Origin of the sequence: Microbacterium murale, assembly GCF_014635185.1 — a bacterium.
Taxonomy (GTDB): domain Bacteria; phylum Actinomycetota; class Actinomycetes; order Actinomycetales; family Microbacteriaceae; genus Microbacterium; species Microbacterium murale.
This window is the reverse complement of the sequence record NZ_BMCM01000001.1, coordinates 1-19813: the sequence shown is the minus strand read 5'-3', so window position 1 is coordinate 19813 and position 19813 is coordinate 1. Positions and strand designations below refer to the sequence as shown.

Annotated in this window: 17 protein-coding genes and 1 tRNA gene; 17 read left to right on the top strand and 1 reads right to left on the bottom strand. The window is 66.9% G+C overall.

Translation table 11 applies throughout. The annotated features are described in order from the left end of the window. Positions 1–82: 82 nt before the first annotated feature. The 14 genes from gabT (at position 83) to nusG (ending at position 16363) form a co-directional block, all read left to right on the top strand. Positions 83–1444 (top strand): 4-aminobutyrate--2-oxoglutarate transaminase, encoded by a 1362-nt coding sequence (gene gabT, locus IEV67_RS00090; RefSeq protein ID WP_188434516.1) that lies wholly within the window; start codon positions 83–85, stop codon positions 1442–1444. An 87-nt stretch (positions 1445–1531) separates the two neighbouring features. After that, positions 1532–2944: a flavin monoamine oxidase family protein gene (locus tag IEV67_RS00085; protein ID WP_188434515.1), complete on the top strand. Its 1413-nt coding sequence runs from the start codon at positions 1532–1534 to the stop codon at positions 2942–2944. Continuing rightward, positions 2941–3837: a universal stress protein gene (locus IEV67_RS00080; protein ID WP_188434514.1), complete on the top strand. Its 897-nt coding sequence runs from the start codon at positions 2941–2943 to the stop codon at positions 3835–3837. The genes IEV67_RS00085 and IEV67_RS00080 overlap by 4 nt, the downstream gene beginning before the upstream one ends. Beyond that, positions 3834–5384 (top strand): APC family permease, encoded by a 1551-nt coding sequence (locus IEV67_RS00075; RefSeq protein WP_188434513.1) that lies wholly within the window; start codon positions 3834–3836, stop codon positions 5382–5384. The genes IEV67_RS00080 and IEV67_RS00075 overlap by 4 nt, the downstream gene beginning before the upstream one ends. A 28-nt stretch (positions 5385–5412) precedes the next feature. Next, positions 5413–6879: an NAD-dependent succinate-semialdehyde dehydrogenase gene (locus tag IEV67_RS00070; RefSeq protein ID WP_188434512.1), complete on the top strand. Its 1467-nt coding sequence runs from the start codon at positions 5413–5415 to the stop codon at positions 6877–6879. Between the two features lie 30 nt (positions 6880–6909). After that, positions 6910–8274, top strand: a complete 1365-nt coding sequence (locus IEV67_RS00065) for an NAD-dependent succinate-semialdehyde dehydrogenase (protein WP_188434511.1) — start codon at positions 6910–6912, stop codon at positions 8272–8274. Positions 8275–8317: 43 nt separating this feature from the next. Next, positions 8318–9025, top strand: coding sequence for a FadR/GntR family transcriptional regulator (locus tag IEV67_RS00060; protein WP_188434510.1), 708 nt, complete (start codon positions 8318–8320; stop codon positions 9023–9025). 115 nt (positions 9026–9140) lie between these two features. Then, the gene (locus IEV67_RS00055) at positions 9141–10544 is read left to right on the top strand and encodes a four-carbon acid sugar kinase family protein (protein ID WP_188434509.1); all 1404 of its coding nucleotides are present in this window, start codon (positions 9141–9143) and stop codon (positions 10542–10544) included. A gap of 10 nt (positions 10545–10554) precedes the next feature. Beyond that, a complete protein-coding gene (locus tag IEV67_RS00050; RefSeq protein ID WP_188434508.1) occupies positions 10555–11445 on the top strand; it encodes an NAD(P)-dependent oxidoreductase in 891 nt (296 codons plus the stop codon). Between the two features lie 72 nt (positions 11446–11517). Then, positions 11518–12942: a GntP family transporter gene (locus IEV67_RS00045; protein WP_188434507.1), complete on the top strand. Its 1425-nt coding sequence runs from the start codon at positions 11518–11520 to the stop codon at positions 12940–12942. Positions 12943–13031: 89 nt separating this feature from the next. Beyond that, a complete protein-coding gene (gene poxB, locus IEV67_RS00040; protein WP_188434506.1) occupies positions 13032–14756 on the top strand; it encodes a ubiquinone-dependent pyruvate dehydrogenase in 1725 nt (574 codons plus the stop codon). 144 nt (positions 14757–14900) lie between these two features. Next, positions 14901–14973, top strand: a tRNA-Trp gene (locus IEV67_RS00035). A 40-nt stretch (positions 14974–15013) separates the two neighbouring features. After that, the gene (gene secE / locus IEV67_RS00030; RefSeq protein ID WP_188434505.1) at positions 15014–15277 is read left to right on the top strand and encodes a preprotein translocase subunit SecE; all 264 of its coding nucleotides are present in this window, start codon (positions 15014–15016) and stop codon (positions 15275–15277) included. A 45-nt stretch (positions 15278–15322) separates the two neighbouring features. Next, positions 15323–16363 carry a transcription termination/antitermination protein NusG gene (gene nusG / locus IEV67_RS00025; RefSeq protein WP_188434504.1) on the top strand — a complete coding sequence of 347 codons (1041 nt, stop codon included), beginning with the start codon at positions 15323–15325 and terminating at the stop codon, positions 16361–16363. A gap of 56 nt (positions 16364–16419) precedes the next feature. On the opposite strand, the gene IEV67_RS00020 is transcribed toward nusG, so the two are convergent. Further along, a complete protein-coding gene (locus IEV67_RS00020) occupies positions 16420–16818 on the bottom strand; it encodes a VOC family protein (protein WP_229702573.1) in 399 nt (132 codons plus the stop codon). Positions 16819–16913: 95 nt separating this feature from the next. Between IEV67_RS00020 and IEV67_RS00015 the strand changes: the two genes are divergently transcribed. The 3 genes from IEV67_RS00015 (at position 16914) to rplA (ending at position 19161) form a co-directional block, all read left to right on the top strand. Beyond that, positions 16914–17891: a helix-turn-helix transcriptional regulator gene (locus tag IEV67_RS00015; RefSeq protein WP_188434503.1), complete on the top strand. Its 978-nt coding sequence runs from the start codon at positions 16914–16916 to the stop codon at positions 17889–17891. 140 nt (positions 17892–18031) lie between these two features. Then, complete coding sequence (rplK, locus tag IEV67_RS00010; RefSeq protein WP_144792427.1) at positions 18032–18463, top strand: 50S ribosomal protein L11; 432 nt, start codon at positions 18032–18034, stop codon at positions 18461–18463. 11 nt (positions 18464–18474) lie between these two features. Continuing rightward, positions 18475–19161, top strand: coding sequence for a 50S ribosomal protein L1 (rplA, locus tag IEV67_RS00005; protein WP_033106101.1), 687 nt, complete (start codon positions 18475–18477; stop codon positions 19159–19161). The last annotated feature ends 652 nt before the right edge of the window (positions 19162–19813 follow it).

Sequence of the window (19813 nt, the reverse complement as noted above, 5' to 3'; positions counted from 1 at the left end):
TGTACAAGTGGGTGAACAATTGTTCAAGATTGTACAGACGGGCGAGTGCGACGAGGTGCCGAGGCGGCATACGCTCACGAACATGGCACTTCTCGATGCAGAGACCGAACACCGGATTCAGGGCGGCCCCGAGCTCCCGCAGCAGCGGCGACTCGTCACCGATCTCCCCGGACCGCGCTCGGCCGCGATCCTCGCCCGCAAGGCCGATGCGGTTCCGGCCGGCGTCGGACACACGGTGCCGGTCGCCGCCGTGGCAGCCGGCGGGGGAGTCGTGGTGGATGCCGACGGCAACTCGCTCATCGATCTCGGCAGCGGCATCGCCGTGACCACGGTGGGCAACGCGCATCCGAAGATCGTCGCCGCCGTCGCGGCGCAGGCGGCGCAGTTCACGCACACCTGCTTCATGATCTCGCCGTACGAGTCGTACATCGAGGTCGCGGAAGCGCTCAACCGACTCACTCCTGGCGAATTCGCCAAGAAGACCGCGCTGTTCAACTCGGGAGCCGAGGCCGTCGAGAACGCGATCAAGATCGCCCGCAAGCACACCGGCCGCTCCGCCGTCGTCGCCTTCGACCACGGCTATCACGGTCGCACCAACCTCACGATGGCGCTTACCGCCAAGTCGATGCCGTACAAGAGCGGCTTCGGCCCGTTCGCCCCTGAGGTGTACCGCGCGCCGATGTCGTACCCGTTCCGCGACGGACTCACCGGGCCGGATGCCGCCGCCCGCGCGATCTCGCAGATGGAGAAGCAGGTCGGGGCGAACAACCTCGCCGCAATCGTCATCGAGCCGATCCAGGGCGAGGGCGGCTTCATCGTCCCCGCGGACGGATTCCTGCCCGCGCTCGCCGACTGGTGTCGCGCGAACGGCGTGGTCTTCATCGCGGACGAGGTGCAGACCGGGTTCGCCCGCACCGGTCACATGTTCGCCAGCGAGATCTTCGGCATCGTGCCCGACCTCATCACGACGGCGAAGGGCATCGCAGGCGGCCTGCCGCTCGCCGCCGTCACCGGCCGCGCCGAGATCATGGACGCCTCGCACGCCGGAGGACTCGGGGGCACGTACGGAGGCAACCCGATCGCGTGCGCCGCAGCGCTCGCCGCGATCGACGTCTTCGAGAACGACGGCGTGATCGAGCGCGCCGAGCAGATCGGGTCGATCCTCACCGAGCGGCTCAGCGCCATGCAGTCGCAGGATCCGCGCATCGGCGATGTCCGTGGGCACGGTGCGATGATCGCGGCCGAGTTCGTGGACCCCGAGACGAATGCCCCGGATGCCGCACTCACCGCCGCGGTCGCCAAGGCGGCCATCGCGCAGGGCGTGATCGTGCTCACCTGCGGAACGTACGGCAACGTCATCCGCTTCCTGCCACCCCTGTCCATCGGCGACGACCTGCTGGTCGAAGGGCTCGACGTCGTCGCGGAGGCGCTCGCCGCCGCATAGAACGTCCGGTCGCGATCCGTATCGGGGGATTTCGGATCGCGACCGGCGCCTGTCACACACACCGCTGAAACGACGAAGGAGTTGCTGATGGCTGAGATCACACGGGACGTGCTCATCGTGGGTGCCGGAGCGGCCGGGCTCACCGCCGCCAACGACCTGCGCAAGGCAGGCCTCTCCGTCGCCGTGCTGGAGGCGCGTGACCGCGTCGGCGGGCGGCTGTGGACCGACGTCATCGACGGCGCGATGCTCGAGATCGGCGGCCAATGGGTCTCGCCGGATCAGGATGCGCTGAAGGACGCGCTCGAAGAGCTCGGCCTGTCCACCTACAGCCGCTATCGCGAGGGCGAGAGCGTCTACATCGGGCCCTCGGGAGAGCTCACTCGCTTCACGGGCGACATCTTCCCCGTCGCTCCCGCGACCGAGAAGATCATGGTCGATCTGATCGAGAGGCTCGACGCCATGGTCGCCGAGATCGATCCCGACCGGCCATGGGCTCATCCCGATGCCGAGGCGCTCGACGAGGTCTCGTTCGAACAGTGGCTCGCGGTGCAGACCGACGATCAGGAGGCGCGCGACAACATCGCCCTCTTCATCGCCGGCGCCATGCTCACCAAGCCCGCCCACGCATTCTCCACTCTGCAGGCGCTGCTGATGGCGGCATCCGCCGGCAGTTTCTCGAATCTCGTCGACGCCGACTTCATCCTCGATGAGCGCGTCGTCGGCGGCCTGCAGCAGGTGCCGCTGCTGCTCGCGGAGCGCCTCGGCGACGATGTGCTGCTGAACCAGCCGGTGCGGTCGCTGGAATGGGGCGATGCAGGCGTGACTGCCACCACGGATGATCTGACGGTCAGGGCGCGCTTCGCGATCCTCGCCCACGCGCCCGTGCTCTACAACCGCATATCGTTCGTGCCGCCGATGCCGCGCAGGCAGCACCAGCTGCACCAGCACCTCTCGATGGGTTTCGTCATCAAGGTGCACGCCGTCTACGACCGTCCGTTCTGGCGCGAACAGGGTCTCAGCGGCACCGCGTTCAGTCCGTACGAGCTCTCGCACGAGGCGTACGACAACACCAATCACGGCGATGAGCGCGGAACGCTCGTCGGCTTCGTCTCCGACAAGCACGCAGACGGGGTGTTCGAGCTCAGCGCGGAAGAGCGCAAGGAGCGCATCCTCGAATCCCTCTCGCACTACTACGGCCCGGAGGCGAAGAACCCGGTCGTGTACTACGAGAGCGACTGGGGGAGCGAGGAGTGGACGCGCGGCGCGTACGCCGCGAGCTTCGACCTCGGCGGCCTGCACCGCTACGGCAAAGACCTGCGCACCCCCGTCGGCCCGATCCACTTCGCATGCAGCGATCTCGCCGGCGCCGGATACCAGCACGTCGACGGAGCGATCCGCATGGGGCACCTGGTCGCCTCCGACATCGTGGAAGCGAGCCGGTCCACCAGCGCAGCGGCAGGGAGCGCGCACACCAGCGCAGCGGCCGGGAGCGCGCAATGAGCGGCGCGATCGTCGTCGGGTACACCGCGACGGATGCCGGAGCCGACGCCGCTGCTCTGGGCGCACGCCTGGCGCGAAGCCTCGGCGCCCGGCTGCATCTGGTCATCGTGCTGCCCTCTGAGGGCACGCGCAGCGCGGCCGTTCCGCCGGAGCGCGCCTATGAGGACGTGATCCGCGCGCAGGGCAAGAGATGGCTCGCGGATGCGATGACCCACCTGCCGCAGGAGCTCACCCGCAGCGGACACGTCCGCCTCGGAGAATCCTTCGCCGAAGGTCTGATCGCCGCGGGTGAGGAGTTCGGCGCCCGACTGATCGTCGTCGGCGCCGCCGAGGGCGCGGGCTTCGGCCGGCACCGCCTCGGTGGTGTGGCATCCGCTCTCGTGCACTCCTCGCCGATTCCGGTGGCGCTCGCGCCGGCCGGGACCGCGCAGGAGACGGTCGACGTCGTCCCGCGCATCACGGCGGCGCTCGGCACGCGCGCCGGGGCCGATGTCCTGCTCGACGAGGCCGTGGCGATGGCGACCGACAGCAGCACTCCGCTGCGCCTCGTGTCGCTGGTGCCGTTCGATGTCCCACCCGGACTCGACACCGGCGCGATCCGAGTCGTCGCCGGCGGCCACGCCGATGAGGTGTTGGCCGCGGCCAAGGAGGCTCTGCCGCAGGACGTCGAGGTATCGGCCGAGCAGGCACCGGGAGACAGCGTCGAGGATGCCGTCACCCACTTGTCGTGGTTGTCCGGCGAGGTCATCCTCGTCGGCTCCAGCCGCCTCGCGCAGCCGCGCAGGCTGTTCCTCGGGTCCACGGCGGCGAAGATGCTGCGCGTGCTTCCCGTTCCCATGATCGTCGTGCCACGCACCCGCACAGGTGACCAGGTCGAAGGAGACCTCGCATGAGCACCACACCTCCCGTCACAGCACCCGAGCCCGCCCCCGTCACCGGAGGCCTCTCGCAGAAGGGGCTGAGCGCCGGAACCGTCGGCCTCATCGGCGCCGTCGTCATCGGCATCTCCTGCATCGCGCCGGCGTACACACTCACCGCAGCGCTCGGCCCGACGGTGTCCGAAGTCGGCTTCCAGGTGCCGGCCATCATCCTGATCGGCTTCATCCCGATGCTCCTGGTGGCCTTCGGGTACCGCGAGCTCAACCGCTCGATGCCCGACTCCGGCACCTCGTTCACCTGGGCCGCACGTGCATTCGGCCCGTGGGTGGGATGGATGGCCGGCTGGGGCCTGATCGCCGCGACCATCCTGGTGCTGTCGAATCTCGCCGGCATCGCCGTGGAGTTCCTGTTCCTGCTGATCGACCAGATCGCGGGCAGCCCGGGGACGATCGCCGAGCTCGCCTTCAACCCGTTCATCAACGTCGCGGTCTGCCTGCTGTTCATGCTCGGAGCGACGCTCGTGTCCTATCGCGACATGCAGACCACGCAGAAGCTGCAGTACTACCTCGTCGGCTTCCAGCTGCTCGTGCTGCTGGTCTTCTCGATCACCGCGTTCGTGCAGGTCGCACAGGGCAATGCGTTCGACGCGAGTCCTATCGAACTGAGCTGGTTCAACCCGTTCGCCGTCGGTTCAGTCGGGGCGATCGTCGCCGGGCTCTCGCTGTCGATCTTCATCTTCTGGGGGTGGGACGTCACCCTCACGATGAACGAGGAGACGAAGAACCCCGAGAAGACGCCGGGTCGAGCGGCGACCCTCACCGTCATCACGATCGTCGTCCTCTACCTGCTGCTCTCGATCGCTCTGCTGTCGTTCGCAGGCATCGGCACCGGTGCGCTGGGGCTCGGCAACGAAGACATCCAGAGCAACGTCTTCTTCTACCTTTCAGGACCCATCCTCGGCCCGCTCGCCTTCCTCGTCTCGCTCGCCGTGCTCACGAGCTCGGCCTCGTCGTTGCAGTCGACGTTCGTCTCCCCGGCGCGCACCCTGCTCGCGATGGGGCACTACGGCGCTCTGCCCTCGCAGTTCGCCAAGGTCAGCCCGCGGTTCTTCACGCCCGGGTACGCGACGATCATCGCCGCGGTCGTGGCATCCGCCTTCTACGCCGTCATGCGCTTCATCAGCGAGGACGTGCTGTGGGACACCATCACGGCGCTCGGCATGATGATCTGCTTCTACTACGGCATCACCGCGTTCGCCTGCGTCTGGTACTTCCGCAAGCAGTGGTTCGACTCCGCGCGCACGTTCTTCTTCACGCTGCTGTTCCCCCTGGTCGGCGGCATCATCCTCGCCGCCCTGTTCGTGATGACTCTCGTCGACAGCATGAACCCCGACTACGGCAGCGGATCGAACATCGCCGGCGTCGGCCTGGTGTTCATCCTCGGCGTCACCGTGATCGTGGTCGGCATCGTCATCATGATCTGGCAGGCGATCAAACGCCCCGCCTTCTTCCGCGGCGAGACCCTCTCCATCGACGCTCCGCCCAGCCTGCGTCGCCGCTGACAACTCCCTCACACAGAAAGAGAGCACGATGACAACCGCACCTGACGAGAAAGCCCTCCTGGACCGCGTCCCCTCGGGACTCTTCATCGGCGGCCAGTGGGTGGATGCCTCCGGCGGGCGCACGTTCGACGTGCGAGACCCCGCGACCAACGCCGTGATCCACTCCATCGCCGATGCGACGCCGGACGACGGCATCCGTGCCCTCGATGCCGCCGTCGAGGCGCAGGAATCCTGGGCCGCGACGCCCGCACGCACCCGCAGCGACATCCTGCGCCGGACCTTCGACCTCGTGCAGGAGCACAAGGAGGATCTGGCACTGCTGATGACCCTCGAGATGGGCAAGCCGCTCGCGGAGTCGCGCGGCGAGGTCGTCTACGGCGGGGAGTTCCTGCGGTGGTTCAGCGAAGAGGCCGTGCGCATCTCCGGCCGGTACGGATCCAACCCCGAGGGCACAGGGCGCATGGTCGTCTCGCAGCGTCCGGTCGGGCCCTCGTTCTTCATCACGCCGTGGAACTTCCCGTTCGCGATGGCGACGCGCAAGATCGCGCCGGCGCTCGCCGCAGGATGCACCGTGGTGATCAAGCCCCCGGCACTCACGCCGCTGACGACGATGTTCTTCGTCACGCTGCTGGAGGAGGCGGGTCTTCCCGCCGGGGTTGTCAACGTCGTGCAGACGTCGTCGTCGTCCAAGCTGTCGGCTCCGATCATCGCCGACCCCCGGCTGCGCAAGTTGTCCTTCACGGGATCGACCGAGGTGGGACGCAAGCTCATCGCCCAGGCCGCAGAGGGTGTTCTTCGCGTGTCGATGGAGCTCGGCGGCAACGCCCCGTTCGTGGTGTTCGATGATGCAGACCTCGACAAGGCGGTCGACGGCGCCATGCTCGCCAAATTCCGCAACATCGGCCAGGCATGCACGGCGGCGAACCGGTTCATCGTGCACGCGGATGTGGCCGAGGAGTTCGCGCGCCGGGTCACGGAGCGCGTCCAGGCGATGAAGATCGGACGCGGCACCGAGGACGGCGTCACGATCGGGCCCCTCATCGATGCGGATGCCGTGTCGAAAGCATCCGAACTCGTCGAGGACGCCGTCGGGCGGGGAGCGAGCCTGCTCGCCGGAGGCCATGCGATCGACGGCGATGGCACCTTCTTCGAGCCGACCGTCATCACCGACGTCGCAAAGGGCAGCGACATCCTCCGCGAGGAGATCTTCGGACCCGTCCTCGCGATCGCCACCTTCACCGACGAGGCCGAGGGTGTGCGCCTCGCGAACGACACCGAGTACGGGCTCGTGTCGTACGTCTTCACGGAAGACCTCGCACGCGGCCACCGGATGATCGACGCGCTCGAGACCGGCATGATGGGTCTCAACGTGGGCGTCGTCTCCAACGCCGCAGCCCCGTTCGGCGGCGTGAAGCAGTCGGGCATCGGCCGCGAGGGCGGCCTCGAGGGCATCCACGAGTACCTGTCCACGAAGTACACGCTGATCCCGAACTGAACACTGCGAAGACGACTGAGAGGACCGATCATGACCGACTACGCCGTCGTCAACCCGGCCACGGGCGAGACGCTCACCACGTACGACACGTTCACCGATGCGCAGATCGAGGAGACGCTCGCCGCCGCGGATGCAGCGCACCGCGACTGGTCGCGTTCATCGACGGTCGCCGAGCGCGCGGCGCTGGTGCGGCGTGCGGCGGAGCTCCACCGCGAGCGGCGCGAGGAGCTCGCCGACATCTTCGTGCGTGAGATGGGCAAGCCCCGCGAGGCAGCGCTCGGCGAGGTCGATTTCGCCGCCGACATCGCCGAGTACTACGCCGACCAGGCGGAGTCGATCATGGCCGACCAGCCGATCGCGATCCTGGGGGAGGGGTCGGCGATCATCCGGCGCGACTCGCTGGGGCCGCTGCTGGGCATCATGCCGTGGAACTTCCCTGCGTATCAGATCGTCCGCTTCGCCGCCCCCAACCTCATCGTCGGCAACACGATCCTCCTCAAGCCCGCACCGCAGTGCCCCGAGTCGTCGAACGCGATCGCCGACATCTACCGTGCGGCGGGGTTCCCCGACGGCGCCTACCAGAACGTGCTCGCCACGAACGAGCAGATCGCCGGCATCATCGCCGACCCGCGCGTGCAGGGCGTCTCGCTCACCGGGTCCGAACGCGCGGGCGCTGCCGTCGCCGAGGTCGCAGGACGCAATCTCAAGAAGGTCGCGCTGGAGCTCGGCGGCTCAGACCCCTTCATCGTGCTCTCCACCGACGACATGGATGCCACGGTGCAGGCCGGCGTCGACGCACGCCTGGACAACAACGGCCAGGCCTGCAACGGCGCTAAGCGCTTCATCATCGTGGACGGGCTGTACGACGAGTTCGTGGAGAAGTTCGTCGCGCGCATGTCGATCGTGCCCGCGACCGATCCGATGCAGGATGACACCGTGCTCGGCCCGCTCGCGTCGCTCGCGGCGGCGGAGCAGCTGCAGAAGCAAGTCGACGGCGCTGTCGGGCAGGGCGCGACTCTGCTCACCGGCGGCACCCGCGACGGCGCGTTCTTCGCACCAACAGTGCTCGCCGATGTCACACCCGAGATGAACGTCTACCGCGAGGAGCTGTTCGGCCCCGCCGCCGTCGTGTATCGGGTGGCGGACGAGGATGCGGCTGTGGAACTGGCCAACGACACCACCTTCGGACTCGGGTCGTATCTCTTCACCACAGATGCGGAGCAGGCGGAGCGGGTCGCGGATCGGATCGAGGCGGGCATGGTCTACGTGAACCTCGTGCTCGCCGACAGTCCGGAGTTGCCGTTCGGCGGCGTCAAGCGCAGCGGTACCTCGCGTGAGCTCGGTCATCTCGCAGCCGATGAATTCGTCAACAGGAAGCTCATCCGCACCGCATAGGAGTGGAATCTGCGGAGGCATCCGTGCGCGCTACCGTGGACGCATGAAGGTCGAACGAGTCTCCCGCACGCAATCCGTGGTGGACGGGCTGCTCGATGAGATCATCGCCGGGCGGCTCGTCGCCGGCGAGACCCTCCCCGCAGAGGCCGATCTCGCCATGCTGCTCGGCGTCTCGCGGCTCACGCTGCGCGAGGGAGTGCGGCTGCTGCAGGCGCAGGGCGTCATCGTCCCGGTACCGGGCAGCCGGCACCGGATCGCGCCGGTCGAGGAATGGACCGGGCTCGAAGCGGTCGTGCGATTGGCTCGCAGCGGGGGAGCGCGGCGGCGCTCATCGCTCGACCTGATCGACATGCGCGTCATGTTCGAGACCGGCGCGGCCGAGCTCGCCGCTCCGCGCTGCACCGACGACCACATCGCGCAGCTCGAGTCGATGCTCGCGCTGATGCGCGCGGCGCACGACAACGGCGACGTCCCGGGATTCGTGGACGCCGACCTCGCATTCCACGACGTGATCTTCGCCGCTGCGGACAACCGCATCCTCGTCGCATCCGTTCGTCCGCTCACCACGATGCTGCAGGACTCGCGCACCGAGACGAGCTCGGTCCGCGACATCCGCGAGCACGCGATCGCCGAGCATGCTGCCGTGCTCGAGGCGATGCGCACGCGTTCTGCGGATGCCGCGCGCGAGGCGATGGCGAGTCACATGCGTCAGACCCGCGACGACCTGCTGCACTACGTGCTGGGCGAGTAGCAACAGCGATTTTGCAGACCGGCGAACTGCGCGTAACCTCGTTATCTGATATCGGATAGCATCACCGATCCTCTCTTACGAACCCGCAGCAGACCCTCTGAACGAAGGAGTTCCCATGCACGTCGATGCGCTTCTCGCCCCTCTGCCGGCCCCCGTCGAGATCGACGCCGCCGAGGTGCGCGCGGCTCTCGATCCTCGGGAAGTGCTGGTCGTCCTGGACGACGACCCGACCGGAACGCAGTCGGTCTCGGGTCTTCCGGTGCTCACCCGCTGGGATTTCGAGGATCTCGCCGGCGCGTTCGCCACCGGAGCTCCGGCCATCTACGTGCTGACGAACACCCGATCGCTCGACGAGCACACCGCCGCGGCGCGAAACCGCGAGGTCGTCGCGGTGACTCTGGCCGCGGCATCCGAGGCCGATCGTCGAGTGACGTTCGTCTCGCGGAGCGATTCGACGCTCCGCGGCCACTTCCCGCTCGAGACGGATGTGCTCTCGCAGGAGATCGTCGCGCATGGCGCCGCCGCTCCCGAACTCGTCCTGATCATCCCCGCCTTCCCGGATGCCGGTCGCATCACCGTCGACTCGGTCCACTACTGGGTCACCGACGGCGAGGCGACACCGGTCGGCGAGACTCCGTTCGCCGCCGACGCCACGTTCGGATTCGCCTCGTCCGATCTGCGCGAGTGGGTCGCCGAGAAGACCGAGGGCCGCATCGCTGCCGATCAGGTGGCAGCCCTCACGATCGACATCGTCCGATCGGGCGTCGATCGTGTCGTGTCCTTCCTCCGCGACGTACCGGCAGGGTCGGTCGTCGTGGTCGACGTCGTCGATGAGACCGACATGCGCGTCGTCGCACTCGCTCTGCACCGCATGCGCGATCGCGAGGTGCTGCTGCGTGTCGGCCCGCCGTACGTGCGTGCGCACATCGGACAGGACATCGCCCAGCCCGTCGCGGCCGCAGACATCCCCTTCGCCTATGACCGGGGCGGACTCGTCGTGGTCGGCAGCCACGTGCCGCTCACGACGCAACAACTCGCCGAACTGCGAAGGCAGCGGCCGGACACCGTCACGATCGAGCTCGACGTGCGTCAGCTGATCGATGAGCGCCGTGAAGCGCATCTCGATGCCCAGGCGGATGCCGTGGCCGCGGCTCTCGCGACCGGTTCGGTCATCGTGCACACCACGCGGGAGCTGGTCACGGGCGCCGACGGCGACGAGAGCCTCGACATCGCCCGCAAGGTCTCCAGCGGAGTCGTCGAGCTGGTGCGCCGAGTGCTCGCGATCGCACCGCCACGATTCGTGATCGCGAAGGGCGGCATCACATCGAGCGATGTCGCGAGCGAAGCTCTCGAGATCCGCCGTGCCACCGTGCTCGGGCCGATGCTGCCCGGCATCGTGTCGCTGTGGCAGCCCGAGACCGGCCCAGCGGTCGGCATCCCCTACATCGTCTTCGCCGGCAACGTCGGCGACACGGATTCGCTGGCCCGCGTCGTCTCGACGCTCGCCGACGCCAACTGAAAGGAAGAAGATGACCTCCACCGTCGCCGTCATCGGGCTGGGAGCCATGGGCCTCCCGATGGCCACCCGCCTCGCCGAGCGCTTCGATGTGCGCGGCTTCGACATCGCGGCCGAGCGCATGGCACTGGCCGCTGAGAAGGGCGTCACGCCGGCGGATTCCGCCGCAGATGCTGTCGCCGATGCCCAGGCCGTTCTCGTGGCCGTTCGCACCGGGGAGCAGCTGAACGGGCTGCTGTTCGGCAAGACGGGCCTCGCCTCGCACCTGGCCGACGGCGCAGTCGTCATCCTCACCAGCACCGTCGGCACCGACGGCATCGCCGACATCGCCGAACGACTTGCCGAGCACAGCGCCGAGCTCGTGGACGCTCCGCTGTCCGGGGGACCGGTGCGCGCAGGCGAGGGCGATCTGCTGATCGTCGTCGGAGCGACCGCGGCCGCGCTGGAGATCGCCCGCCCCGTGCTGGAGCAGCTCGCCTCCACACTTTCGATCGTCGGCGACAAGCCCGGCGACGGCCAGGCGCTGAAGACCGTCAACCAGCTGCTGTGCGGCGTGCACATCGCCGCCGCTGCCGAGGCGCTGGCACTTGCCGACGCCCTCGGCCTCGACCGTGAGAAGACCCTCGAGGCGCTCACGGCGGGTGCCGCGAACTCGTTCATGCTGGGCAACCGCGGTCCGCGTGCGCTGCAGGCGTACGACGAGGACGGCGCCGAGGTGCTCAGCCGCCTCGACATCTTCGTCAAGGACATGGGCATCGTGGGAAACGCGGCACGTGCCGCGCACCTCTCGACTCCGGTCGCGAACGCCGCCGAGCAGCTGTTCCTGCTCGGCGAGGCACAGGGCCTCGGTGCACGCGACGACTCCGCCGTGATCCGTGTGATCGCGCCCGAGCGCCTTTCCTGACCCCATCCCAGACCGCCCGACCCTCTACCTCGGCGCGCTCACGCGCGCCCGAGAACTGAAAGAAGAGATCCAGTGACGCTCCCTCTTCCCGCGCTGATCGCGATCGGAATCGCCGGCCTCGCCCTGCTGCTCCTGCTGATCATCCGCTTCAAGATGCAGGCCTTCTACGCCCTGATCCTCGTCTCGATCGTCGTCGGCCTCGCCGCCGGTCTTCCGATGACGAACATCACGGCGGACGACGGCACCGTCGAACAGCTCGGCATCATCCAGGCGATCATCGCCGGTGTCGGCGGAACCCTCGGCTCCGTCGCCGTACTCGTCGCCCTCGGCTCGATGCTCGGCAAGATCATCGAGCTCTCCGGGGGCGCAGAGTCTCTCGCCGGCAAGTTCACGAAGTGGCTCGGTCCGAAGCGGGTCGGCGTCGCTCTGGTGATCGCCGCCGCGATCCTCGCCATCCCGGTGTTCTTCGACGCGGGCTTCATCATCCTCGTGCCGATCATCTTCGCCTTCTCGAAGGTCGCAGGGCTCAACCCCATCAAGTTCGGTCTCCCCGTCGCCGGCATCATGCTCGCCGTGCACGTCGCTGTCCCGCCGCACCCCGGCATCGTCGGCGGCGCGACGATCCTCGGCGCCGACATCGGCTGGGTCACGATCTTCGCGCTGCTGGTCTCGATCCCGCTTGCCGCACTGTCGTTCTGGGTCGGCAAGCTGATCAACCGCCGCGAGTTCGCCATGATCGAGGCGACCAAGCAGATGTTCGACAGCTTCGGCAACGACCAGCCCTCGGCGAATGCGGGACTGCGTGACGGAGAGAAGGCGCCCAGTGCCTTCACCGTGCTCGGCCTGATCCTGCTGCCGCTCGTGCTCATCATGCTCGGCACGGCTGTCGCCCCCGCATTCGAGGCCGGCAGCTTCTGGAACACCTTCCTGTCGATGATCGGCCAGCCGATCTTCGCTCTCATGGTCGCGATCGCCGCGGCGATGTTCTTCCTCGGCGTGCGCCGTGGATGGTCGGCTGCGAAGCTCGGTGAGGTCATGGAGTCCGCGCTGCCCGCAGCCGCCGTCATCATCCTCGTGACCGGTGCCGGTGGCGCGTTCGGAAAGATCCTGACCGAGACCGGCATCGGCGGTGCGGTTGCCGAGGTGCTCGCCGGATCGGGCATGCCGCTCCTGCTCGCCGCGTTCCTCATCTCGCTCATCATGCGCGCCGCGCAGGGCTCGGCCACCGTCGCCATCACGACGACGGCGGGCCTGCTGCTGCCTTCGGTCGCAGTGCTCGGCCTCGACACCATCCACATCGCCCTCGTCGCGGTCGCGATCGGATACGGCGCTCTGGGGCTCAGCCACGTCAACGACTCCGGCTTCTGGGTCGTCACCCGCTACCTCGGACTCTCGGTGAAGGACGGCCTTCGCACGTGGACGCCGTTGACGACCGTGCTCGGCGTGGCCGGGTTCCTTCTCACCTGGATCCTGTACGCCGCGATCCCGATCAGCTGACGATCATCGAGCGATGAGGCCCTCGGCATCCGGAGACGGATGCCGAGGGCCTCGCCCTGCATACGAGCAGTCAGGCGTAGCGTTGAGTCATGGTCACTGTCGCTGAGAACATGGTCCGCACGCTTCGAGCCAACGGAATCGAGCGGGTCTACGGCATCCCGGGTGATTCGCTCAACGGATTCACCGATGCGCTGCGTAAAGACGGCACGATCCGCTGGCTGCATGTGCGCCATGAGGAGTCCGCGGCCTTCGCGGCTGCTGCCGACGCAGCGATCACCGGCGACCTCGCCGTCGTCGCCGGCTCCTGTGGCCCAGGCAACCTGCACCTGATCAACGGACTGTTCGACGCCAACCGGTCCCGCGTGCCCGTGCTGGCGATCGCGGCGCACATCCCGACCAGCGAGATCGGGACCGGGTACTTCCAGGAGACACATCCGCAGGAGCTGTTCCGCGAGTGCAGCGTCTACGTCGAGTACGTCGCCGACCCAGTGCAGATGCCCCGCATCCTGGAGATCGCGATGCGCGAGGCCATCGAGAAGCGCGGCGTCGCCGTGATCGTGATACCCGGCGAGGTCGCGCTCGCAGATGTCCCCGACGATCGCGCCGTCGTCATCGAGCGCGCGCATCCGATCGTCGTTCCGAACCCGACCGAGCTCGAGAGGGCGGCGCAGCTGCTGAACGCGGCCAAGAAGGTGACGATTCTCGCCGGTGCGGGCGTCGAGGGAGCCCATGATGAGGTCGTCGCTCTCGCTGACCGCCTCGGCGCACCCATCGTGCATGCCCTCCGCGGCAAGGAGTACATCGAGTACGACAACCCGTTCGACGTCGGCATGACGGGCCTGCTCGGGTTCGCCTCTGGCTTCCGAGCCATGGAGTCGGCTGACACGCTGCTGGTGTTGGGTTCCGACTTCCCTTACCCGCAGTTCTATCCCGAAGACGCCACCACTATCCAGGTCGACATCCGGGGCTCGCAGCTCGGCAAACGGCATCCGCTCGATCTCGGCCTCGTCGGCGACGTCAAGGCGACCGCCGATGCACTCCTCCCGCGGATCGCCGAGAAGTCGGATCGTTCCCACCTCGACGACGCCGTCGCGCACTACCGCAAGACGCGGGCGAAGCTCGACGAACTGGCCGTGCCCACGAAGGGTGAGAAGCCGATCCACCCGCAGTACCTCGCCCGACTCCTCGACGAGGCGGCAAGCGATGACGCGATCTTCACCGCCGACGTCGGCTCGCCGACGGTGTGGGCGGCGCGCTACCTCACGATGAACGGACGGCGCCGCCTGATCGGCTCGTTCACCCACGGCTCGATGGCGAACGCGCTCATGCACGGCATCGGCGCGCAGACCGCGCAGCCGGAGCGGCAGGTGGTCGCGCTGGCGGGGGACGGGGGACTCGCGATGATGCTGGGCGAACTCATCACGCTCACGCAGAACCGCCTGCCGGTGAAGACGATCGTGGTGAACAACTCGTCGCTCAACTTCGTGGAACTCGAGATGAAGGCGGCAGGCTTCGTCACATACGCGACCGACCTCGAGAATCCGAACTTCGCGGCCGTCGCCGAGGCTCTCGGCATCTTCGCGCGGCGCGTGGAGCGCAGTGAGGATCTTCCGGATGCCGTGCGCGAGGTTCTCGCTCATGATGGGCCGGCGCTGCTCGACGTCGTCACCGAGCGACAGGAGCTGTCCATGCCGCCGGCGATCACCGCCGAGCAGGTCAAGGGCTTCGCCCTCTACGCGATCCGCACTGTCATGTCCGGCCGTGGCGATGAACTGCTCGATCTCGCCAGGGCGAACTGGCGGCAGCTGTTCTGACGAGGTGCGGCCCCTGAGCCTGTCGAAGGGCCGCTGTTCGCCGGGGCGGACAGCATGCCCTACACTGGAGAGGCAGTTGTCTGCATTCTTTTTCCATGCCCGCGGGTGCGGATGGGATGCGGATCCAGGGGCCTCATGGTCTCTAGGGCGGTAGCTCAATTGGCAGAGCAGCGGTCTCCAAAACCGCAGGTTGCAGGTTCGATTCCTGTCCGCCCTGCGCGTCAGCGCCACGCTGGCACACGAAAGGTACATTCAGGATGGATCAGGACGAACCGCGCGGCGATGTCGTCGCGGCAGGCGGCGCCGCCAGTGTGAAGAAGCTCGGCTTTTTCGGACGGATCGCGCTGTTCTTCCGTCAGGTCATCGGCGAGCTTCGCAAGGTCGTCACACCCACGCGCAAGGAACTGTTCAAGTTCACCGGCGTCGTGCTGGTCTTCGTGGCGATCATGATGGCTCTGGTCTACGGCCTGGACACCGCCTTCTCGTGGCTGACGGCCCAGGTCTTCGGGGTGCCGCAGTAAGCGTCATCCCCGCGGCCAGTGCCGCAATGATTGGAAAGAAACAACGTGTCTGAACGATATTCCGACGACGCCGACTGGGCGACAGCTGCGGAGCAGTCCAGTGAGGACGACGAGGCGCAGGAGGGCAACGTGCTCTCCGCTGAAGAGAAGTCGGCTTCGGCTGCCGAGCATGTCGCTGTGCACATCGAAGCCGACGCGGATGACTCGAACGAAGAAGGCACGGAAGACATCGACATCGACGACCCGGAGGCGGACGCGATCGTGAACGACGCTCTCAACCTGGACGAAGCGGCAGAATCCGAAGCTGCCGCTGAGGTCCTCAACGACGGAGCGGCCGAAGAGGCCGCAGACCTCGAGGCGGCTTCCGCTGACGAGGTCACCCCATACGACGGCCCCGACGTGAACGGCGATGAGGATGCCGTGACCGACGAGGCTGCTGACGACGCAGACGAGGACGCGGAAGAAGACCCCTACGAGGCCTTCCGCATGGATCTGCGCATGATGCCGGGCAAGTGGTACGTGATCCACTCCTACGCCGGCTTCGAGCGCAAGGTGAAGGCCAACATCGAGCAGCGCAAGTCGACGCTCGAGGTCGAGGACGACATCTACCAGATCGAGGTCCCGATGGAGGACGTCGTCGAGATCAAGAACGGCCAGCGCAAGATGGTCACGCGCGTCCGGATCCCCGGTTACGTGCTCGTGCGCATGGAGCTCAACGAAGACACCTGGTCGGTCGTCCGCCACACACCCGGCGTCACAGGCTTCGTGGGCAACGCCCACAACCCGACGCCGCTGCGTTTCGAAGAGGCCTTCAACATGCTGAAGGCGCTCGTCGAGGTCAAGGATCTCCCGACCGCGAAGAACGTCCAGTCGAAGGGCGGCATGGCTGTCGCCCGCTCGATCCCCGCTGAGGTCGACTTCGAGGTGGGCGAGACCATCACGATCAAGGAAGGCTCGTTCGCCGGCCTTCCTGGCTCGATCAGCGAGATCAAGCCCGAGAGCGGCAAGCTCACGGTGCTCGTCTCCCTCTTCGAGCGCGAGACCCCGGTCGAGCTGTCGTTCGACCAGGTCACCAAGATGAACTGACCCGCTTCCACGAAGACGGCCGTCCCTCGCGGGGCGGCCGTCTTCGTGTTCGGGGCTCAGGATTCGTGCTGCGATGCCCAGTGCGGGCTCTGGATGAGTCCGATGAGGTTGCGGAACGGATCGCTGACCGATGCCGACCACCAGCCGTCTCCGCGTTGGACGACCGGGTCGAACTCGGTCGCTCCGAGCGCGATCAGCCGGTCGAAAGCCGCCCGGATGTCGTCGACATGCATGCTCACCAATGCGCCGCCGGGCTGAACGAGCGCGGGTCGGAAGCGCGCATCCATCAACGCGAACTCGTCCTCGTCGTCGCCGAAGCGCCATTCGGCGTATTGCGCGGGTCCTTCTTCGGGGCGGACGAAGTACGGCGCAGCGTCGAACACCTTGCGGTACCACTTGATCGCGGCCGGCATGTCTTCGGCGACGACGTTGATGTTGGCCAGTCCACGGAACATGATCTTTCTCCTTCATTGCGGTTGTTTCTTCTATGCTCGACAATGAAGTGATCATCTTCTGATCACTTTAAAAAGATTCTTCGAATGAGGTGCAGATGCGCGCCGATCGCCTCATCCAGGCGCTCCTTCTGCTCCAGGGGCGACCGCAGATCACAGCCGAGCAGCTCGCCGGCGAGCTTGAGATATCTGTGCCGACTGCTCGCCGCGACCTCGAGGCGCTGGCGATGGCGGGCGTGCCGATCTATCCGACGCGCGGGCGCGGTGGCGGCTGGCGCCTGATCGGCGGCGCGCGCACCGACCTGACCGGGCTCACCGAAGGTGAGGTGACCTCGGTGCTCATCGGTCTCGCGCAGGGCGGCGCCGGTGATCCGGAGCGCATCGCGGCGGTGCGCAAACTCGTCCGCGCGATGCCGGCGCCGTTCCGCGAGGGAGCGGAGCGCGTGGCGGCAGCGACAGTGCATGACGTGCCGTGGGGACAGGAAGAGGATGCCCGAGCCGCAGCCACGGTCGAGCACCTGCAGCGTGCCATCGCACGGCGTCGGCGCGTGCGCCTGTCGTACGAGGGATCTCGCCGAGGTTCCGTTGAGCTCGTCCCGCTGGTCGTAGGAAGTCGGGGCGTGCGCTGGTACCTGCTCGCCGCGCCGCCGCGCGAGGACGCGCCGGTCGCGGATGGAGGTCGGATGCGGACATACCGAGTGGATCGGATCCGTGAACTGGAGACCCTGGATGCTCAGGGCGAGCCACCCGAAGGGTTCGATACGTCCGCGGTCTGGACAGCGATGGTCGCGCGGGTTGAGGACCTGCGAGGCACGGTGCGTGCCGTGGTGAGCGTACGCCCGTGGGCGATGAAGGCCCTGTGCGATCAGTTCGGCGCGCATGCGCATGCGCTGGACTCCCGCGCCGACGACGGCAGCCCGCTCGTCGAGGTGCACGCTCACCGCGTGGATGCACTGGCCGAACAGCTCGCCGGATGGTCGAGCGTCAGCGAGGTGATCGGGCCCGTCGAAGTGCGCGCCGCCCTGCATGCGCTGGGGGAGCAGATCGTCGAGCGGTATGCCGCGGATGACGACTGATGGCCGCATCCGCCGTGATCAGGTAGACTGACGTGGTTTGTGTGTGCACTTCGGCGCGCACGCGAACACACCACAGCCCGGAGATGCCGGGTTCGTGGGAGATCGGATGCTCCGGCATCCGTTCGATGAGAGGAATTGAAATGGCACCGAAGAAGAAGGTGACCGGCCTGATCAAGCTCCAGATCAACGCCGGCGCCGCCAACCCGGCTCCGCCGATCGGACCCGCGCTGGGTCAGCACGGCGTGAACATCATGGAGTTCTGCAAGGCGTACAACGCCGCGACCGAGTCGCAGCGCGGCAACGTCATCCCGGTGGAGATCACCGTCTACGAGGACCGCAGCTTCACGTTCGTCCTGAAGACCCCGCCGGCCGCAGAGCTGATCAAGAAGGCCGCCGGAGTGCAGAAGGCATCGGCTACGCCGCACACCGTCAAGGTCGGCAAGATCACCAAGGACCAGGTCCGCCAGATCGCCGAGACCAAGCAGGCCGACCTGAACGCGAATGACATCGAGGCCGCCTCGAAGATCATCGCGGGCACTGCCCGTTCCATGGGCATCACGGTCGAGGGCTGAGGAGAACAATCATGACTAAGTCCAAGGCTTACAACGCTGCCGTCGCGAAGATCGAGGCAGACCGTTTCTACACCCCCACCGAGGCTGTCGCTCTCGCAAAGGAGACCGGCTCGGCGAAGTTCGACTCCACCGTCGAGGTCGCGCTGAAGCTCGCCGTCGACCCGCGCAAGGCGGACCAGATGGTGCGCGGCACCGTCATCCTCCCGCACGGCACCGGCAAGACCGCCCGCGTCATCGTGTTCGCCACCGGCCCCGCGGCCGAGGCTGCGATCGCCGCAGGTGCAGATGAGGTCGGCGGCGCCGAGCTCATCGAGAAGGTCGCCGCAGGCTGGACCGACTTCGACTCGGCCGTCTCGACGCCTGAGCTCATGGGACAGGTCGGTCGACTGGGCAAGGTGCTCGGCCCCCGTGGCCTGATGCCGAACCCGAAGACCGGCACCGTGACCCCGAACACGGCCAAGGCCGTCGAGGAGATCAAGGGCGGAAAGATCGAGTTCCGCGTCGACAAGCACGCCAACGTGCATTTCGTCGTCGGCAAAGCGTCGTTCACGGCTGAGCAGCTCGATGAGAACATCGGCGCTGCCCTCGAGGAGATCGTCCGCCTGAAGCCGTCGAGCGCGAAGGGTCGCTACATCCAGAAGGGTGCAGTGTCGACGACGTTCGGTCCTGGCATCCCGCTGGACGTCAACGCCATCTGAGCATGACAAACGAAGGGCCTCTGTCGTCGCGACAGGGGCCCTTCGTCGTACCGTTCTGGCTCGCCGGCGGGCCGTCGCCCGTCGCAGGTGGCCGGGACACGCCCGGGGGACGGGCAGGATTTGCCGCATACCCGGATCCCGCGTAAGTTATTACTTGTTCGCCCCACAGGGAAGCGGAAAGGCCGGAAGGCCTCACCCCCCTCAAGCGGAAAGAACAACTCCCCGAAATCCTTCTCTCACTTGAGAGTGCGGACGCTTGCGTCTAGGATGGAGAGTCCCACCTCGTGGATCGCAGTCATCGGCTGCGCACCGGATCTCAGATCCGGGAGCGCCGATTTGACAGGCACCGCGAAGCGGGTAAGATTGAGAAGTTGCCCTTCGGGCCTGGTTGTGATGACTGGGTCGGGGGAGCGTCCGATCCTTGAGAACTCAACAGCGTGCACTTGTCAAATGCCAAATTATCCTCGTCGGTCTTCGGACTGGTGAGAATTCCTTTGGATCAAAGACCAGCCCTTCCGGGGGTTGGCATTTTAATGAAGTCAGTTTGATTCATTTCTTTGGTCAGTTCAAACTCGCTGCGATTCACCTTTTTCCGGTGGTTGTGGTTTTTTTCTTTTACGGAGAGTTTGATCCTGGCTCAGGATGAACGCTG

Excerpts from the sequence above, each read along its gene's own strand:
- gabT (WP_188434516.1), top strand. The coding sequence starts at position 83 with ATGGCACTTCTCGATGCAGAGACCGAACACCGGATTCAGGGCGGCCCC.
- IEV67_RS00085 (WP_188434515.1), top strand. The coding sequence starts at position 1,532 with ATGGCTGAGATCACACGGGACGTGCTCATCGTGGGTGCCGGAGCGGCC.
- IEV67_RS00080 (WP_188434514.1), top strand. The coding sequence starts at position 2,941 with ATGAGCGGCGCGATCGTCGTCGGGTACACCGCGACGGATGCCGGAGCC.
- IEV67_RS00075 (WP_188434513.1), top strand. The coding sequence starts at position 3,834 with ATGAGCACCACACCTCCCGTCACAGCACCCGAGCCCGCCCCCGTCACC.
- IEV67_RS00070 (WP_188434512.1), top strand. The coding sequence starts at position 5,413 with ATGACAACCGCACCTGACGAGAAAGCCCTCCTGGACCGCGTCCCCTCG.
- IEV67_RS00065 (WP_188434511.1), top strand. The coding sequence starts at position 6,910 with ATGACCGACTACGCCGTCGTCAACCCGGCCACGGGCGAGACGCTCACC.
- IEV67_RS00060 (WP_188434510.1), top strand. The coding sequence starts at position 8,318 with ATGAAGGTCGAACGAGTCTCCCGCACGCAATCCGTGGTGGACGGGCTG.
- IEV67_RS00055 (WP_188434509.1), top strand. The coding sequence starts at position 9,141 with ATGCACGTCGATGCGCTTCTCGCCCCTCTGCCGGCCCCCGTCGAGATC.
- IEV67_RS00050 (WP_188434508.1), top strand. The coding sequence starts at position 10,555 with ATGACCTCCACCGTCGCCGTCATCGGGCTGGGAGCCATGGGCCTCCCG.
- poxB (WP_188434506.1), top strand. The coding sequence starts at position 13,032 with ATGGTCACTGTCGCTGAGAACATGGTCCGCACGCTTCGAGCCAACGGA.
- secE (WP_188434505.1), top strand. The coding sequence starts at position 15,014 with ATGGATCAGGACGAACCGCGCGGCGATGTCGTCGCGGCAGGCGGCGCC.
- IEV67_RS00020 (WP_229702573.1), bottom strand. The coding sequence starts at position 16,818 with ATGTTCCGTGGACTGGCCAACATCAACGTCGTCGCCGAAGACATGCCG.
- IEV67_RS00015 (WP_188434503.1), top strand. The coding sequence starts at position 16,914 with ATGCGCGCCGATCGCCTCATCCAGGCGCTCCTTCTGCTCCAGGGGCGA.
- rplK (WP_144792427.1), top strand. The coding sequence starts at position 18,032 with ATGGCACCGAAGAAGAAGGTGACCGGCCTGATCAAGCTCCAGATCAAC.
- rplA (WP_033106101.1), top strand. The coding sequence starts at position 18,475 with ATGACTAAGTCCAAGGCTTACAACGCTGCCGTCGCGAAGATCGAGGCA.